Source organism: Lactobacillus xujianguonis (assembly GCF_004009905.1).
Lineage (GTDB): Bacteria > Bacillota > Bacilli > Lactobacillales > Lactobacillaceae > Lactobacillus > Lactobacillus xujianguonis.
Genome location: NZ_ML136897.1, coordinates 1 through 17,501, shown reverse-complemented (window position 1 = coordinate 17,501; position 17,501 = coordinate 1). Strand labels below are relative to the sequence as shown.

Annotated in this window: 14 protein-coding genes; 11 read left to right on the top strand and 3 right to left on the bottom strand. The window is 38.4% G+C overall.

Annotation, left to right across the window (positions count from 1 at the left end; translation table 11 throughout):
• From EJK17_RS09210 to EJK17_RS09175, 8 genes are all read left to right on the top strand, one after another.
• Complete coding sequence (locus tag EJK17_RS09210) at positions 1-825, top strand: carbohydrate ABC transporter permease (RefSeq protein WP_103662393.1); 825 nt, start codon at positions 1-3, stop codon at positions 823-825.
• On the top strand, positions 809-2,113 hold the full coding sequence (locus EJK17_RS09205; protein ID WP_103662392.1) for an MBL fold metallo-hydrolase: 1,305 nt from the start codon (positions 809-811) through the stop codon (positions 2,111-2,113). Before EJK17_RS09210 ends, EJK17_RS09205 begins: the two co-directional genes overlap by 17 nt.
• Positions 2,114-2,163: 50 nt before the next feature.
• Positions 2,164-3,468, top strand: a complete 1,305-nt coding sequence (locus EJK17_RS09200; RefSeq protein ID WP_103662391.1) for an extracellular solute-binding protein — start codon at positions 2,164-2,166, stop codon at positions 3,466-3,468.
• A 126-nt stretch (positions 3,469-3,594) separates the two neighbouring features.
• Complete coding sequence (locus EJK17_RS09195; RefSeq protein ID WP_103662390.1) at positions 3,595-4,512, top strand: magnesium transporter CorA family protein; 918 nt, start codon at positions 3,595-3,597, stop codon at positions 4,510-4,512.
• A gap of 14 nt (positions 4,513-4,526) precedes the next feature.
• Positions 4,527-5,462 carry a serine hydrolase gene (locus EJK17_RS09190; RefSeq protein ID WP_103662389.1) on the top strand — a complete coding sequence of 312 codons (936 nt, stop codon included), beginning with the start codon at positions 4,527-4,529 and terminating at the stop codon, positions 5,460-5,462.
• 122 nt (positions 5,463-5,584) lie between these two features.
• Positions 5,585-6,145 (top strand): TetR/AcrR family transcriptional regulator, encoded by a 561-nt coding sequence (locus EJK17_RS09185; RefSeq protein WP_103662388.1) that lies wholly within the window; start codon positions 5,585-5,587, stop codon positions 6,143-6,145.
• 24 nt (positions 6,146-6,169) lie between these two features.
• Entirely contained in the window at positions 6,170-9,655 is a 3,486-nt protein-coding gene (locus EJK17_RS09180; RefSeq protein ID WP_127796378.1) for an MMPL family transporter, read from the top strand.
• 107 nt (positions 9,656-9,762) lie between these two features.
• Entirely contained in the window at positions 9,763-10,794 is a 1,032-nt protein-coding gene (locus EJK17_RS09175; protein WP_103662386.1) for a zinc ribbon domain-containing protein, read from the top strand.
• A 183-nt stretch (positions 10,795-10,977) separates the two neighbouring features.
• On the opposite strand, the gene EJK17_RS09170 is transcribed toward EJK17_RS09175, so the two are convergent.
• The 3 genes from EJK17_RS09170 to EJK17_RS09160 all read right to left on the bottom strand — a co-directional run bounded on the left by EJK17_RS09170 (position 10,978) and on the right by EJK17_RS09160 (position 14,158).
• Positions 10,978-12,360, bottom strand: coding sequence for an NAD-dependent succinate-semialdehyde dehydrogenase (locus EJK17_RS09170; RefSeq protein WP_103662385.1), 1,383 nt, complete (start codon positions 12,358-12,360; stop codon positions 10,978-10,980).
• A gap of 131 nt (positions 12,361-12,491) precedes the next feature.
• Positions 12,492-13,358 carry a helix-turn-helix domain-containing protein gene (locus EJK17_RS09165; RefSeq protein ID WP_103662384.1) on the bottom strand — a complete coding sequence of 289 codons (867 nt, stop codon included), beginning with the start codon at positions 13,356-13,358 and terminating at the stop codon, positions 12,492-12,494.
• Between the two features lie 5 nt (positions 13,359-13,363).
• Entirely contained in the window at positions 13,364-14,158 is a 795-nt protein-coding gene (locus EJK17_RS09160) for an alpha/beta hydrolase fold domain-containing protein (protein WP_103662383.1), read from the bottom strand.
• Between the two features lie 164 nt (positions 14,159-14,322).
• Between EJK17_RS09160 and EJK17_RS09155 the strand changes: the two genes are divergently transcribed.
• The 3 genes from EJK17_RS09155 to serS all read left to right on the top strand — a co-directional run bounded on the left by EJK17_RS09155 (position 14,323) and on the right by serS (position 17,006).
• On the top strand, positions 14,323-14,928 hold the full coding sequence (locus tag EJK17_RS09155; protein WP_127796377.1) for a TVP38/TMEM64 family protein: 606 nt from the start codon (positions 14,323-14,325) through the stop codon (positions 14,926-14,928).
• Complete coding sequence (locus tag EJK17_RS09150) at positions 14,928-15,479, top strand: GNAT family N-acetyltransferase (RefSeq protein ID WP_103662381.1); 552 nt, start codon at positions 14,928-14,930, stop codon at positions 15,477-15,479. Before EJK17_RS09155 ends, EJK17_RS09150 begins: the two co-directional genes overlap by 1 nt.
• A gap of 219 nt (positions 15,480-15,698) precedes the next feature.
• On the top strand, positions 15,699-17,006 hold the full coding sequence (gene serS / locus EJK17_RS09145; RefSeq protein WP_103662380.1) for a serine--tRNA ligase: 1,308 nt from the start codon (positions 15,699-15,701) through the stop codon (positions 17,004-17,006).
• Positions 17,007-17,501 lie beyond the last annotated feature (495 nt).

Here is a 17,501-nt window from a genome sequence, read left to right as displayed (position 1 = left end):
ATGAAAAAGATTCGTTGGGGCGTTTTAGTAGCCTATATCATTTTGATCTTCTTTGCAATTATTACGGTCTTCCCATTCATCTACATGATCTTAGGGGGCTTGATGACTTTCAGAGAGACCACCACCATTCCGCCAACCTTGTGGCCAAAAAGTCCGCAATGGAGTAACTTTGCAAAAGTCTTCGCGCAAGCACCATTTGCTCGTTACTTCTTAAACACTTTTATTACTGCAAGTGTGACGACCTTAGTAAGTTTATTTAACTCTCTATTGGGCGCGTTTGCGATGGTTAACTTGCACTTTAAAGGCAAGCACGCCATTCAAATTGTTTTCTTATCCTTATTAATGGTCCCAGGGGAAGCAATTATCTTTACAAACTACAACACGATTGCGCAAATGGGTTTGCTTAACACCTACATTGGTTTGGTGTTACCATTCTTAACCTCAATCTTCTACATGTACTATTTGCAAAGCTACTTTAGTTCAATTTCAACTACCATTTATAAGGCAGCGATGATTGATGGAGCTAGCGATTGGGAATATATTTGGCGAATTTTAGTACCAATGTCAAAAGGTGGCTTGTTTACGGTCGGCTTATTAAGCTTTATTTCCGGTTGGAATTCCTTCTTATGGCCATTATTGGTTACTAATGAAGACAGTATGCGGCTGTTAAACAACGGTTTAACTGCCTTTGCCTCAGATGCTGGTAGTGAAACGGAATTACAATTAGCCGCTGCCACTTTAACAGTGTTGCCAATCTTAATTCTCTACTTTATCTTTAGAAAGCAAATTATTAGAGGGGTAGTACGTAATGACCTTAAAGGATAAGACAACAGTTACTTTTTATAATGGTTTAACCACGATTGGTGGGCCAATGATTGAAGTAGCTTACAATAAATCACATATTTTGTTTGATTTGGGTGAAGTTTATCGGCCAGAATTAGGCTTAAAGCTAGAAGACGAAGACTTTCAAACTTTGCTTAAATATCAATTAATTGGGGATGTACCGAATTTTTATGATCCTAAAGTAACAGGAAAAGAAATCGATACTGAGCGCTGGGAACACGCAGCAGCCTTTATTTCACACCTGCATTTGGATCATAGTAAGGCTCTAAACTTATTGGCACCGGAAATTCCATTATATGCTGGCCCAATTACGGCAGAAATGTTACCGGCTTTGAATGAAAAAGGTGACTTCCTTTTGCCAGCTGCTGGTCATGATAAGACATACACCAGACCAATTATTGCCGCTGAATATAAGAAACCGATTCAAGTTGGCGACTTAACCATGGAAGTCTGGCCAAGTGACCACGATGCTTATGGCGCAACGAGTTTAATTATTAAAACACCTGATCATAAAAAGATTGCCTTTACTGGTGATATTCGTTTACATGGTTATCATCCAGATTGGGTGCATGAATTTTTAGCAGCTGCTAAAGGTAGTGATCTTTTTATTATCGAAGGGACTGGAGTTTCCTGGCCTGAAGAAAAGCACGATGATAACAGTGAAGAATTCACTGGTCCTAAGAATGAAGTAGAATTAACTGAAGAAATTGTCCGCTTACAAAATATTAATCCTAAACGGCAAATTACCTTTAATACTTATCCAACTAATGTGGAACGCTTGTTAAGAATTATTGCTGATTCACCACGGAAGGTGGTTCTTCATGCAGCAAGAGCACACTTGATTAAGCGCAGTATTAATGAGGATTATCCATATTATTACTTGCCAGGGGAAGAGAAATTCACCGATCTAAATCCAGAACTAGAAGTAGCTTATGAAGAGCTTCTACATGATGATCATGAATACCTTTGGCAAGCAGTTGGCGATTACAATCACTTGCAAGAAGGCGGATTATACATTCACTCTAATGCAGAGCCATTAGGTAATTTTGATCCAGCTTATAAGCCGTTTGTTGAAAACTTCGCCCAACACAAGATTGAGTACAAGGCTTTGCGTTGTTCTGGTCACGCAGATGAAAAAGAACTCAAGGAAATAATTTCAGAGGTTCAGCCAGCTATTTTAGCACCGGTGCACACATTGCATCCGGAGTTGGAAGAGAACCCATATGGTAACCGGATTTTACCTAAGCGCGGTGAAACTATCACGCTTTAGTGAATCAAAAAAATTGTTGTTTAGTTTAGTATTTGGGAGGATATATCCAAATGAAGTTTAGTAAAAAACTTGCTATGGCAGCAGTTGCTGGCTTAGCTTTGATGGGAACTGCCGCTTGTTCAAATGGAGGCAGTAACTCTTCATCAGGTTCTTCTGATAAGATTCCATCCAAGATTACCAAGAAGACAACTGTTGTTTTCTGGAATAGTATGGTTGGTGTCCAACAAAAGACTTTACAAAGTTTGACTAAGGAGTTCGAAAAGAAGAACCCTAAGATTACGATTAAGCTTGAAAACCAAGGGGCTTATAATGATTTGCAAGCTAAGATTAATTCAACCTTGCAATCACCAAATAACTTGCCAACGATTACCCAAGCTTATCCAGGTTGGCTTTGGAATGCTGCACAAAACAAGATGTTAGTTGATTTAACTCCTTACATCAACAATAAGAATGTTGGTTGGGGTAGTGCTAAGGCTTCAGATATTAGAACCGAATTACTTGATGGCGCTAAGATCAAAGGCGTACAATACGGTATTCCATTCAACAAGTCAATTGAAACTTTGACTTACAACAAAGATATGTTTAAGAAATATGGCATTAAGAAGGTCCCAAGAACTTGGGCTGAATTTAAGCAAGTTTCTGAAACGATCTACAAGAAGAGTAACCATAAGGTTGTTGGTGCCGGTTTTGACTCACTTCCAAACTATTACACCATTGGGATGAAAGATGAAGGGATCGACTTCACTAAGAACATTAACTTCAGTGGTGCAGCTTCAAAGAAAGTTATTAACTACTACGCTGATGGTATTAAGAAGGGCTACTTCAGAGTAGCTGGTTCCGAACACTACTTATCAGGACCATTTGCTAACGAAAAAGTTGCCATGTTTGTTGGTACTTCAGCTGGTGAAGGCTTCGTTAAGCAAGGTGTAGGTGACAAGTTCACTTATGATGTTGCTCCACGTCCTGGTAAGTACAACATGCAACAAGGTACTGATATTTACATGTTTAACCATGCTTCAGCTGACCAAAAGGCTGCTGCCTTCATGTACATGAAGTTCTTGACTTCAGAATCAAGCCAACTTAAGTGGGCTAATGCTACTGGTTACATTCCAGTAAACAACAAGACCATTAATTCTAGTGCTTACAAAGCAAACAAGAATATTAAGCTTCCTGCTGAGCTTGATACTGCGATGGAACATTTATACAGTGTCCCAGTTGCCAAGAACTCTAACTCTACCTTTAGTCAATTAGGTAGCATTATGCAAACCATCCTTTCAGCAGCACAAAAGGGTCAAAACATTAACACTGCCATTAATAATGGTAAAGCTAAGTTTGACGCTGCTTGGAAGCAATAAAACTAAATAGCAATTTGGATTGTTAGAAAAAACAGACTCGAAAGGGTCTGTTTTTTCTTGTCATTCAAAGATAGAATAGTAAAGTATGCTACCATTAATAATATGAAAAGGCAGAGGTGAGACTAGTTGATTAGACAACAAAATTTTCCCAATGAAACTAAATACAAATGGTATGATATCAGCAATTTAAGTGAGCAAGACAGTAATAAATTGCAAGACGATTTTAACTTTACGCCGGATATCATTTCTTATATTTCTGACCGTCACGAACGTCCCCACTATGACTATGACTTACATACACGGAGTCACTTATTGGTTTATGATGTTCCGATCTGGCCAACTAATTCTATTAAACACTTTACTTCTCACCCAATTACCTTTTTAGTTGTTGGTGAAAATATTTTTACTTTCCATACTGAGTCAACGAGCTATGTTTTTGATGAATTTAATGATGAACATATGCGTAAAAGATTGGCTGAAGCCAAAGACGTCACTGAATTATTGATGATCTTTTTACTGTATGCTTCACAATACTTTCAACGCGCTGTTACCCAGCTTGATGCTGAACGTAATAGTCTTGATCAAAAGTTATCTGATGACATTGATAATAAGGATTTAGTTGAATTATCTAATATTGAAAAAAGTTTAGTTTATTTATCTAGTTCAATTCAAACAGACTTAATCATGTTGCACAGTTTGGATCATTCTAAATTAAACTTTACCAAGACTGCCCGTGAGCGGTTAGATGATGTGTTAATTGAATCAAACCAGTCTGCCGAAATGATTCAGATTTCCCAACAAGTAACCAAGACTTTATCAGCGACTTCTAACAACATGATGAATAACAACCTGAACGATACGATGAAATTCTTAACTGTGTGGTCACTAGTTTTGACAATTCCGACTATTCTAACGGGATTTTATGGGATGAACGTTAGCTTACCAATTTTAAAGAATTCTTTTGACTGGATTTTAATCATTGTGATCATGGTGGTCTTAATGATTTGGTTAATTGTCTTAATGCGGCGGCATCATTTCTTCTAAGATGAGGACTTTTTATGAAAAACAAAGTATTTATTAGAGCGTTAATTGCGACTTTATTTGCGTTCATGCTATATTCTACTAACTTGCATCGGGTGCAAAATGCTAAATTACAAGTAGTTGAACCAAAAAGTGCAAAAGTGGCTAAAAAGAAAAAAGCAAAAGAACCAGCAATTAAAGAACCTCGTGCTCCTAAGATTACTAGTCCGGAATATGCCACTAAGGTGACAGTTGAAAAGGGCAGCCAAAAGAGGCTAGCTAGGAAAATTAGGGCAGTCATGGGTAAACACGACACTTATCAAGTAGCAGTTCAAGATTTGAACAATTCCTCTCGCTTTGTACGTTTAAGTAATAGTCAGCGAATTCACGGCGTCAATGGAATTATGCGGCTATACTTGTTGATTGCAATTTATAAGCAGGAACAAACTGGCAAGCTCAGTGCACATACAGCCATTAAGGTCAAAAAGGCTGACCGGGTGAAGGGTGAGAAGATGTTCCAGCCTAACATTGGCTATGGCATTGCTTATTTGCGGGATGCCATGATGCGTGGCAATAAGACGGCAGCTAATACTTTGCTGAGAAAAATCGGGATGAAGAATATTAACCGCATTATTAAAGAGTTCCATATTACGCAGACTAAGATGGTCGGCAAGTTTACTAGTTCTCCGGTTGGGAAAACCACGGCTAATAACTTGGATGCAACTTTGAAAGGAATTTATCAAGGTCGAGTCTTAAAGCGGCAAGGTGCTTATAATGTCTTAGGTGCAATGCATGGGCAAAGTAATAAATTAAACCGTGGTTTATCAGGAACGATTTATAGTTTAGCTGATAGTAATGCGGCGGTAGCGATCGTCCAAACTAGCGGCCGGTCCTATTCAATTGCAGTTTGGAGTAATTCGAACAAAAACTTTACTAAGTTAGGCAAAACAGTGTCAGCTTGGTTCAATAAGTAAGCGGTAATGAAAGCAAGATTGAAAAATCTTGTTTTTTTATATACTAATTTACACTTTGTAGATTGTAATCTTCACTTTGTAGTGCTATATTATGATCATGCTCTAACAAAGGAGGGATGATAATGGCACAAAAACGAAGTCTTGATTTGAATAAAGTGATTGATAAAGCCAGCGATCTGATTAGCGATCAGGGTTTAAAAGAAACCACCATGCCAGCTTTAGCACGAGCTCTTGGCGTTAGATCACAGTCTTTGTATCATTATGTTTCAGGAAGACATCAATTGTTGTCATTGGTTGGAGCAAAACGCATTCGAGTTTTGCATAATCAACTAGTCGATAAGTTAATGGGACTTTCGGGAACGGAAGCATTATTAAAGTTTGCTGACTTAACCCGCAACTTTATCTTGCATGATGCTGCTTTATCAAGTATCTTGTATCATTTGAATGAGTATGGGAAAGATGATGCGATCAATCAAGAAATTACCAATCTGTTCACTTTGGGTGAAAAGCTCAAATTGAAAAAAGATGACGCCATTTCTTTCCACGCTTTGGTAGGTGCGGTTTTGGGATATGTCTTTTTAGATAAATCGACTGCTTTTGCTAATGAAAGTAAGGAGCAATCTAATGAGAATTATCATCAAATGATTCTGCGTTTAGTTCAGCCAATGGCTATTTTGCAGTAGCGTTAAGAGGGAGGACAATCGAAAGTGCAAAAGCTTTTAAAAAACCATGTTTTCGGTTTAATAGCATGGATTTTAATTTTACTGATATCGGTAATTGCTTTGCCAAATGTCGGTGAATTGACTAGTGCACACTCCACTATTACATTGCCAAAAGATGTTCAAAGTGAAGTTGCACAAACGATTCAAAACGATTGGGGTAAGAAGAAAAAGAATACCTATGAAGTGGCGATCGTTTTTAATAAGGAGCATGGTAAATTAACTGAAGCCGATAAAGCTGCCATTAATGCAACTGTTGATCGACTTCAAAATAATAAAGAAAAATATGGAATTACTGATGTCTTAGCACCAGATTCCAATATTGCTACCAGAAAGAAGCTCCAATCAAAAGATGGTACTACTTGGGTAATGCAATTAAATATTTCCAAGAAGAAGGGCAATGAGTCACGTTCAATTGGGAGTGTTGAAGATCAAATTAAGGGTGCCGCTAAAACTTCAGGTGTGCGGACTTACGTAACTGGTGCGGATATTTTAACTAATGCCTTCTCAACTTCGATTCAAGAAGGAATTAAGAAGACAGAAGCAATTACGGTAGTTTTTATCTTTATTGTTTTGATTATCGTCTTTAAGTCACCAATTGTGCCACTAATTTCATTGTTAACAGTTGGGGTTTCATTCTTAACTTCATTCTCAATTGTGACTAATTTAGTGCAGCACGCTAACTTCCCATTCTCTAACTTTACGCAAGTGTTCATGGTGATCGTCTTATTTGGTATTGGGACGGACTACAACATTCTGCTGTATGACAAATTTAAAGAAAATCTGGGTAAAGGCATGGATAAATACAAGGCCATGCATGATGCCTTAATCAATGCTGGTAAGACTATTCTTTACTCAGGTTCATCAATCTTAATTGGTTTTACTGCTTTAAGTTTAGCTAGATTCTCTGTTTACCAATCAGCTGTTGGGGTAGCCGTTGGGGTAGCGGTATTATTAGTAGTATTGCTAACCTTGAACCCATTCTTTATGGCTGTTTTAGGTAAGAAGTTATTCTGGCCTTCTAAGCAGTTTAACGGTGAAAGCGAAGACAAGTTATGGCACGCAATTTCAGCTGGAACCTTGAAGCGACCAATTATTTACTTGCTTGTGTTAGCAGTTGTTACCATTCCGTTTATGTTAATGTACTCTGGTCACTTGAACTATGACGATACTGATGAAATTGCGGACAACGTCCCAGCTAAAAAAGGCTTTTTAGTTGTGCAAAAGCACTTCTCAAAAGGTCTTGCTGAACCATCATATTTGTACATTAAGAGTAATCATCGTTTAGATAACGAAAAGAACTTAAAGTTAATTGATCAATTAACTAAGCAACTGCAAGCTTCTAAGGATGTTGATTTTGCAACTTCAGTTACTGAACCTTATGGTGAAGCAATTAGTCAACTTTACCTTAATGATCAATTAGGCACTGTTAACTCAGGTGTTGATCAAGTTAGAACCGGTTTAGGTAAGTTGAGTAAGGGTAGTCAAAAGGCTGCTGATGGTGCTCAACAACTTCAAGATGGGACCAGTCGTTTGCAAAGTGGTGCTGATCAATTACAAAGCGGTACTGCCAAATTGCAAAGTGGAGCTAGTCAATTGCAAAGCGGCGCCATTCGTTTACAAACCGGTGCTGGTCGTTTAGAAAGTGGTACCAGTTCACTAGTTAGCGGTGCTAACCGTTTGCAAAGTGGTGCTGGTAGTTTGAAGAATGGTACCAGCAGTTTAGCTAGCGGTACCCAAACTTTGGTTAATGGCTTGAATCAATTAAGTTCACAATTGTCTAGTCAAATGAGCAGTTCAAACAAGGCCCAACTTGCTCAACTTCAAACTGCTTTGCCACAAATTAATAATGGTATTCAGGCTTTGAATAAACAAGTTGGCGGCATGGATGTTTCCGGTTTGACTAAACAATTGAGTGGTTTACAAGCTCAAATTAAACAAGCCCAAACAGCAGCTCAAAGCCAAGCAACTAAGGCTGTGAATGATGCTTCAACTGCAGCTGCTACTGCTGCTATTGAAACAATCGTCAAGCAAGAAGCTGCTAATGGTAAGAAAGTTGATCAATCATCAATTTCTGCAGCTCAAGCAGCAGCAGCTAGCGCAGCCAAGGCTGCAGCAGCTAAAGCAGCTGCAGGTAGTTCAACTACTTCAACTGCAAGTAGCTTTAATCCAGCAAGTTTAACTGCAACTCTTAATCAAGTAAATCAATTGCAAGCAGCTGTGAAGCAATTAGCAACTGCTTCAAATAAAGCTTTACCAGGTGCCGCAACTGCACTTAACCAATTAAGCTCAGGCTTAAGTCAAGTTCAATCTGCAGCTGCCCAAGGTTCTGCTGGCGCAAGTCGTTTGCAAGCTGGTGCTAACAAGCTTAATGCCGGTGCAGGTCAACTTTACAATGGCCTTGGAACTTTGAGTAGTGGTGCAAGCCGTCTTGGTTCTGGTGCCAGTCAACTTAATAGTGGCCTTGGTACTTTAAGTAATGGTGCTAGCCAACTTAATAATGGTCTTGCTCAAGGCGCATCTGGCGCTAGTCAATTGAGTAACGGTATTGGCCAACTCAATAGTGGTGCTGGTCGTCTTGCAAGCAGCATGCCTAAGATTACTAATGGTCTTGATCAAGCTAACAGTGGTTTAGGCCAAGGTGGCGCCTACTTGCAAGGTTTACAAGCTTCAGCCGCTGCTGATACTTTTTACATTCCTAAGGAATTCATCAAGAATGAAATGTTCCAAAAGTCAATGAATGTTTACCTTAGCCCTAACAAGAAGAGTGCTTTATTGATTGTAGTCTTCAAGAGTAACCCAAGTGCTACTGAAGCTACTGAACGTTCACATGAACTCAGTGCGATGGCTAAGAAGAGCTTACAAGGAACTGCCCTTAAGAATGCTAAGGTTGCTATGGGTGGTCAAAGTTCTAAGATTCAAGACACTAAGACAGTTGCCAGTGGTGACTTTATTAGAACTGCTGCTATCATGCTTGTCGGAATCGGCATTGCTTTGATGCTCGTAACTCGTTCAATCTTGCAACCAGTTTACATCTTAGGTACATTATTGATTGCTTACCTCTGCTCACTTTCAATTAACCAATGGATTGTTAAGGCTGTTCTTGGTCGTTCAATGCTTACTTGGAACACACCATTCTTCAGCTTTATCATGTTGATTGCTTTGGGTGTTGACTACAGTATCTTCCTCATGACACGTTATCGTGAGTTAGAAACTGAAGGAATTGATACTCCAAGTTCAAGAATTTTGAAGGCTTGTGGCATTATCGGAACCGTTGTTGTTTCAGCTGCCATTATCTTAGGTGGTACGTTCGCAGCCTTGATTCCATCAGGAATTCCAACTTTAATTGAAGTTGCCTTAACTGTGGATATTGGTTTATTGATCTTAGTCTTCATCTTGCCAATCACTTTATCTGCTGGGGTTAAATTAACTTATGAAGGAATTAAAATTCCTTGGGGTAAACGCAAGAAATAAAATATAAGAATCGATAAAAACAGCGTAGTTAAAGCTACGCTGTTTTTCTTTGCCGTAAAATCAATGATATAATTTGCTTACGGAAACTAATGAAGAGGGGTTCAAAAATGTCAACTTGTCCAAATTGTGGAAAACAAGTGAAAGATGAAGCCGATATTTGTCCAAACTGTGGCTTTAATTTAAAGAAATATCGTGACGACTTTTTTACTGATCAACATCAACCAGAAAAGTATGAACAAGCTGGTGAAGCAGGTAAAATTGCCAGTCGAGCTGCCTATCGCGAAGAGTTTTACCCCGAAAATCAAAACTCGACGGTTCAAAAGATGATTGGGTGGGTCCGTAAGAATGCGACAATTGTCTTTTTACTCGGAGTTTTACTCTTAATAATTATGAGTTTTTCACGCTCGTTAGGCTGGATTAGCTTCTTAGTTTTAATGGTCTGGCTATTTATCGTTTGTGATCGGGCTACTAAGATTGAACAGTATACTGTGGATAAACGCTTAACGCAGAAGCTAAATTTAGTTGGTTCTAATGTCTTTAACAGCGTAGAAAGTAATGGGCAAAAATTACGCAGTCGGCGGCAACGCTTTGAAAAAGATCATCCCAAGGTGGAAGATCATCTTGAAAAGGTGAAAAAGCAGCGAACTTACCGCTTGGGCTATATTCAATTATCGGTGGTCTTAACGGCTTTTATTAGCTTAATTGTGCTGTTTTCTGGATCAGGTGCATCAGTGATGGGGGCAATGTATTCAGAAAAAATGTCAATTTCAAAAGTCATTTTGAGTTTGGCAGGACGTTTACTTTCTTCTGGCAATAGTTCAATTTGGGCCTTGGTTTTGTATGTGATTTGGTTGTTACTGATTTTGTTCCCGATTTTTATTATTTACAATATTTTCAAGAATACGAAACCAAGCCAGGCTGTGGCGTTCATTCTTTCGTTAATTGAAACGATCTTCTTAATTTTTATCATTTTCAAGATGTCGAGTAGTGTGAGAGCTAATACTGGGGTATTGAGCCAAGTAACCAGTCAGTTATTAACTTATGCGGTCTCAATTGGTGCCTCTGCTTACTTCTTGGTGTTAGCAAGTATCATGACTACTGCTTTATCAGGATTTAATGTTTTTAGGAAAAATAAGTAAAAAATAGTGAGTCTGGGAAATAACTTTCCCAGACTTTTTAGCATACTCCATTCCAGAATTATCGTGGTCAGAAACAGAAATAGCCGAATATAGTTACGAACATGGATTGAATACTACGTATTCTAATCCAGTTCTACACTATCTCGGCTATTTCTCGAGAAGTTTCTAACCACTCACTATTAATTATTCATTATTTTTAGTAACATCGATTACTAAGTGTTCGTTTACAAAGGCCATCATGCCTAATTCGCTCAGTTCACGGCCGTAGCCAGACTTTTTAACTCCACCGAAGGGTAACTCTCCAGACGTGATCCAACGCCCGTTAATGACCGTCATTCCGGTCTCAATTTGAGCAGCAACTTCTTGGGCATGCTTAATATCTTGACCGATAACGGAAGAACCTAAACCATAGCTAGAATCATTGGCAAGTTGGATAGCCTCGTCTTCATCTTCAACAGCAAAGACTTCTGCAACTGGGCCGAATAATTCAGTATCATAGACTGGATTATCTTTCTTGATATCAGTTAAAATCATTGGTCTGAAAAAGGCCCCTTCTTGGTCAATTTCAGGATATTGGTAAAAGACTTTAGCGCCATGACTGGTTGCTGTTTCAACTTGCTTAGCCAACTTTTCTTTAGCTCGTTGAGAATTCATTGGTGGCAAGGTAGTTGCTGAATCAAGGGGATCACCAGGTTTTAAGTTGGCAAAGATATTTTTCAATTCATGCAAGACTTCATCGTAGCGTGATTTGACAACGATGATTCGTTTAGAAGAAGTGCAGACTTGACCATCATTATAAGTCCGTGCATCGTTTAGGACGTTGCGCAAAACTTGCGGGTCAGCGTCATCAAGGACGATAAAGGCATCATTACCGCCAAGTTCCATGGTTGACTTCTTTAAATTTTTACCTGCTTCTTCGGCAACAGCCATGCCGCCTCGTTCAGAACCAGTTAATGCAACCCCTTGAATGCGCGGATCTTGAATAATCGTTGCTAATTGATCATAGCTAGGGTAAAGGTTAAGTAGACTACCTTCAGGAGCACCAGCACGCTTGATAATTTTAGCGATTAAGGCGGCTGAAGAAGGTACGTTGTGAGCATGCTTCAGAATAATTGGGTTTCCCACAATAAAGTTAGGGGCAAAGACTCTAATTACTTGATAAAGTGGGAAGTTCCATGGCTCGCAAGCCAACACAACACCAGTTGCTTGCTTTAAGTAGTAAGCCTTACCTAAACTAGATGGTGAATCAGTTGGCTCAAGCATTGCTGGACCTTTTTCAGCGTAATAATCACAAATGTTAGCACACAGTTCAACTTCTTCTTGGGATTCACTGAGTAATTTTCCCATTTCTAAAGTCATCATCTTGGCCATTTCAGCTTCATGTTCACGCAAAGCGGTCGCAATTTTCTTTAAAATTTCAGCCCGACTGGCTGGCATTTCATAGCGCCATTTATGGTAAAGACGATCGGCAAGATTAAGCGCTTCGTCGATTTGCTGTGAAGTTGGATTTTCAAAACTAGCAAATTCTTCGTTGTTATATGGATTAATTGATTGATATTTTGACATGTATTTGTTACCTCGTTTTGTAGTTAAGAAAAATTTGAATACGCTAGATATAGCATCTATTATAAACCGCTTTCACAAAAACAGTCTAGTTAAACGCTAATGAAAAATGAGTAGCAGGCGCTACTCATTGCTTATTCTGTGACTTCTCCAATTTGTTGGAGAAGTTTTTTTGTTCGATTTAATGTAACTTGATTATGGTTAAAACGGGCAAAAGCACAGGCATCATTTAAACGCTGAATAGTCCGTTTTTTAACCTTCTTTTCTCTGACATCATTATTACCCAAACGGTAAAGAATTCGGGCCATATAGTAAACTACATGTTGCCGTTTACCAACTTGGTAAGCGTAATTCAACAGATAGTTCGACTTTTGGTAATCACCATTCTTACCGTAAAAGTTTCCAGCATGGTAAAGAATTGATAATACTTGTAAGGCTGATAAATTATCTGAAATCTTAATTTGCATGACATAATCAAGAATTTGCTGATAATAATATTTGGCCTTTTTTAAGTCTTTTCGTTGGTCATAAACTTGACTGCAGCCCTTAAGTGCCAAGAGGCGATAAATATTATCGTCATCAAGGTGAGGTTGAGTCAAAATGTTATTGAAGTAAAAGAGAGCCGTCATTTGATCCCGGTCTCCTTCCAAGGCATAGAGGCCCCGCAAGTAATCAAAATGAAGACGATCAGTGCGATTCTTGATTTTTTCTTCGTCAATACTTGAGATTAAATCAAAAATCTTTTCATAATCATAATCGATAAACGCAAATTCTGCCTGCATCATCTTTTTGGTCAATTCATTATTTTGACTATTGAGCATAATATCGCCGACTTCAATCTGCAGTCTTGCGCATAATTGTTCCAGAATTTTGAAGGCAGGAACTTGTCCGTTGTTTTCAAACTTACTGAGAGTCGCTTGAGTGCAAATCCCTTCAGCTAATTTGGACTGTGAGATTTTTTGCTTTTTACGAATAGCGACAAATTTTTGAATGTTAATCATAGTTACTACTTCTGTCTTTTGATTGTTTGGTAAAGAAAGTCAAGTGATTCATCTAGATAATCTATCCCGTAATCCATGGCATGACCGTGACCTTTAATTACCAGTAATTCTATTTCATGTTGTTTAGCTGCTAGGAACTTAATAAAGTCAAGAACGCTAGATAGAGGGGTTAATTCATCAGCTGAGTTGATCATCATCAATTTGTCTAATTTAGTAAGGTCATAGTGCATGACATCTAGTTTTTGTAAAACTTGTGAGTCGCTAGTGCCAGTGTAAGTGAGTGTGAAATATTTATAAAAAGCTTGATTAATGTCACTGCGCTTAGTGAGCCCTAGTTCATCTTTACCGGCAGGAGATGCCTTTACATCTTGGTGATTTTTAATCCAGTTTGAAAATTCAACTGGTGCTGACCAAGTAACGGTTGGGAAACCATACTTACCGGCCACTTCCAGTGCCATAGTTCCACCAACGCTAGCACCAATTTGCACAATATTTTCTTCATCGCCTGCATCAGTGTATTGGGAATGAAGAAGCCAATCAGCAAAGTGCAAGGCATCATCGTGGGCAGCGGGGAATAAATTGGCTGGAGCCAAACGATATTCTGGAATAAAGGTCATAAACCCTGCATTAGCTAGACTAATGCCAAGACTTTTGACACTTTCTTTGTTTCCACGGAACCAGCCACCACCGTGCCAAAAGATTAAAATTTTGGTACTAGAGCTAGTATCGTTAGGATAATAAATGTCGGTTGCTAAATTATTTTTACTATCGTAAATAATATTATTTCTAATAATTGCCATAATCTTCACCCTTTTAAAAATTTACACTTCCAAATCTATTATATATTAAATTATGTATTTTTTTAGATTTCGTTAAAGAAGTTAGCAATTGATCGTAATCAAGACATTTCTGATGTTTTTTTGCTAAAATTGAACTGCTAGAAGAAAAGCAAGGGGATGAAAAAATGCATTTGTCAGCTAAGGCTAGTCGTAAACTGATTAATTACGCGACGATTATTAGTAGTGTAATCATAATTTTGCTGGTAATTTATTGGTATCGACTAGGGATTTTTACTGATCAGGAGAAAATGAAGGCCTATTTAGCCAATAAGCAAATTATTGGGCCCATTATTTTCGTGCTGATTCAAATTGTCCAAGTGGTAATTCCGATCATACCGGGTGGCGTTTCTTTACTTGCAGGGGTAGTCTTTTTTGGACCTATTCCAGGATTTATTTATAATTATGTCGGCATCTGCATTGGCTCATTGATTAACTTCTTTTTAGCTCGTTATTACGGGCGGGCGTTTATTTTTCATATTATTTCCGAAGAAACTTTGAATAAGTATATGAAATGGACTACGAACCAAAAGAAGTTTAACTGGTTTTTTGCAATTTGTATTTTAGCGCCAGCAGCGCCAGATGATGTGCTCTGCTTGTTAGCAGGGTTAACCGAGATGAAGTTTTGGACTTACTTTTGGATTATTATTTTATGTAAGCCATGGACGATTGCGGCCTATAGTTTAGGCTTAGTTTATGGCTCGAAGTGGTTATTAAGTTTAATTGGTAAATAATGTTAGTTGGAAAAAGAATTTTTTTACGGCGCTTCCAAGTAGAGGATGCGCCTGTTTTATTAAAATGGGGTCAAGACGAACGTTATCATCGTTTAGCTGGATTTGAGCGGCTAAGCAATTTAACTGAAGCTGAAAAAAGTGCGCGTGAATATGTTAAGCGCCAAAACAGTTATGCCCTTTGTTTAAAAGAAACTCAGCAAGTCATTGGGTTAGTAGAACTTTATGAACGCGGGATGGATGAGCAAAGTGGTTTACTTAAAACTAAGGAGTTAGGCTTTTTGCTTTCAAAAGCTTATGAAGGAAAAGGCTATATGACCGAAGCTTTGCAGCTGATTTTTAACCAAGCCTTTGAGAAAGAAGACCAAGTAGAAATTTGGGCGGGGACTTTTGTCGATAATTTACACTCGCAACATTTATTAGAAAATTTGGGCTTTAAATACGTCTATACCGCTGATTATTCGCAATTAACGCAGATTTTTTCATATCGAGAAAAATATTATTTGCTCAAACGAGCAGAATGGCTTAAAATGGAGCCAAACACGAAATCCTAAGACTGCTTCAGAGAGTTCACGGTTGGTGTGAGTGAACGGATGTCGTTTCCAGATTTCAAATTAAGTGGGCAATTAATAGTTGCACGGTTCGGCGCCGTTATCGCCATTAATGAGTGCAGCATTTAGCTGAAAATGGGTGGCACCGCGAAGCCGTGTAGAGCCGATTCGTCCCAGTGTTGGGGATGAGTCGGCTCTTTTTTGATGGAGGTTTTTTATAAGATGCTAGATATTAAAGTTATCCGGGAAAATCTTGATTGGGCAAAGGACAAACTTGCTACACGTGGGATTAAGCCTGAAGAATTAGACGAAGTTGTGGCAATTGATGCTAAGCGTCGTCAAGCATTGAGCCAAAGTGAACAACTCAAGGCTGAACGTAACGAAGTTTCTAAAAAGATTGGTGAAGCTAAGCGGAATAAAGAAGACGCTAGTGACGCTATCAAGTCAATGCGTGAAGTTAGTGATCAAATCAAAAAGTTAGATGAACAAATTAGAGATTTAACTGAAAAGCAAAATTATATTTTGCTTCGTTTACCAAACTTCCCAGCTGATTCCGATCCAATTGGACCAGATGATAGTTACAATGAAGAAGTTCGTAAATGGAACGAACCAACTAAGTTTAGCTTTAAGCCAAAGGCTCACTGGGATATCGGTACCGATCTTGATATTTTAGATTGGGATCGTGCTGCTAAAGTTTCAGGTGCTCGTTTTGTTTACTACAAGGGTGCAGGTGCACTTTTGGAACGTGCTGTTTTCAACTTCTTCTTAGATGAAAATACTAAAGAAGGTTACACTGAAGTTATCCCACCTTACTTGGTAAACGATGCTTCAATGCAAGGAACCGGTCAATTCCCTAAGTTCCATGAAGATGTTTACACAATCGTTGATAACGATGATCCTGACAAGCCACGGGACTTAACTTTAATTCCAACTGCTGAAGTACCACTAGTTAACTACTTCCGTGATGAAATTATCCATGGTGAAAAGTTGCCAATCAACGTTACTGCCTTGTCTCCAGCCTTCAGAAGTGAAGCTGGTTCAGCAGGACGAGACACACGCGGTTTAATTAGAATGCACGAATTTAGAAAAGTTGAAATGGTTAAGGTATGTAAGCCAGAAGATTCATGGGATCAATTAGAAAAATTGACACACAATGCTGAACACTTATTACAAAAGTTAGGTTTGCCATACCATGTAGTTGCTTTGTCAACTGGGGATGCTAGTTTCACTAGTGCTAAAACTTATGACCTTGAAGTTTGGATGCCAGCTCAAGACAAGTATCGTGAAATTTCAAGTTGTTCTAACTGTACTGACTTCCAAGCTCGTCGTGCTCATATTCGTTATCGTGATGAAAATGGTAAGCTTCATTTAGCACACACTTTGAACGGTTCAGGACTTGCTGTAGGTAGAGCAGTAGCTGCAATTTTGGAAAATTACCAAAATGAAGATGGTTCAGTAACTGTGCCTGATGTTCTTGTACCTTACATGAATGGTATGAAGAAGATTACTAAAGAAGAAAGTTTAATTTAATAAGTTGATCAAAGAGGATTCAAACGAATCCTCTTTTTTTGTACAATTAACGAATTGAAAAAGGCTTGTTAGATCAAGCTTTTTTAATCAATCAGAAAAAAGTTTAAAAAATAAGCTTGCATAAAAAAGAAAAGTAGAGTAAATTAATAAAGTCGTCTTGAGGGATGACAAGAAAACTCGGAAAGAGCTTTGAAAAAAGTTTTAAAAAAAAGACTTGCAAAGCGAAAGAAAAACGAGTAATATACTTAACTGTCGTCGGGTGATGCTAAAGCGTCACTGAGCGGCAGAAAACAAATCGAAAAAAGTTCTTGACAAAGGACGAAGCGGTTTGATAAAATATAAAAGCTGTCTGTTAACTCAGACAGAGCTAGTACTTTGAAAACTGAACAAAGTTTCGCTAAAAGTGTGCGGGTGTAAAAACCCAAACAAAGAAGCGAAGTCAATTCGCAAGCAATAAATCTTGAGACAAAGATCTTAAGAAATCGAAATGAAGTC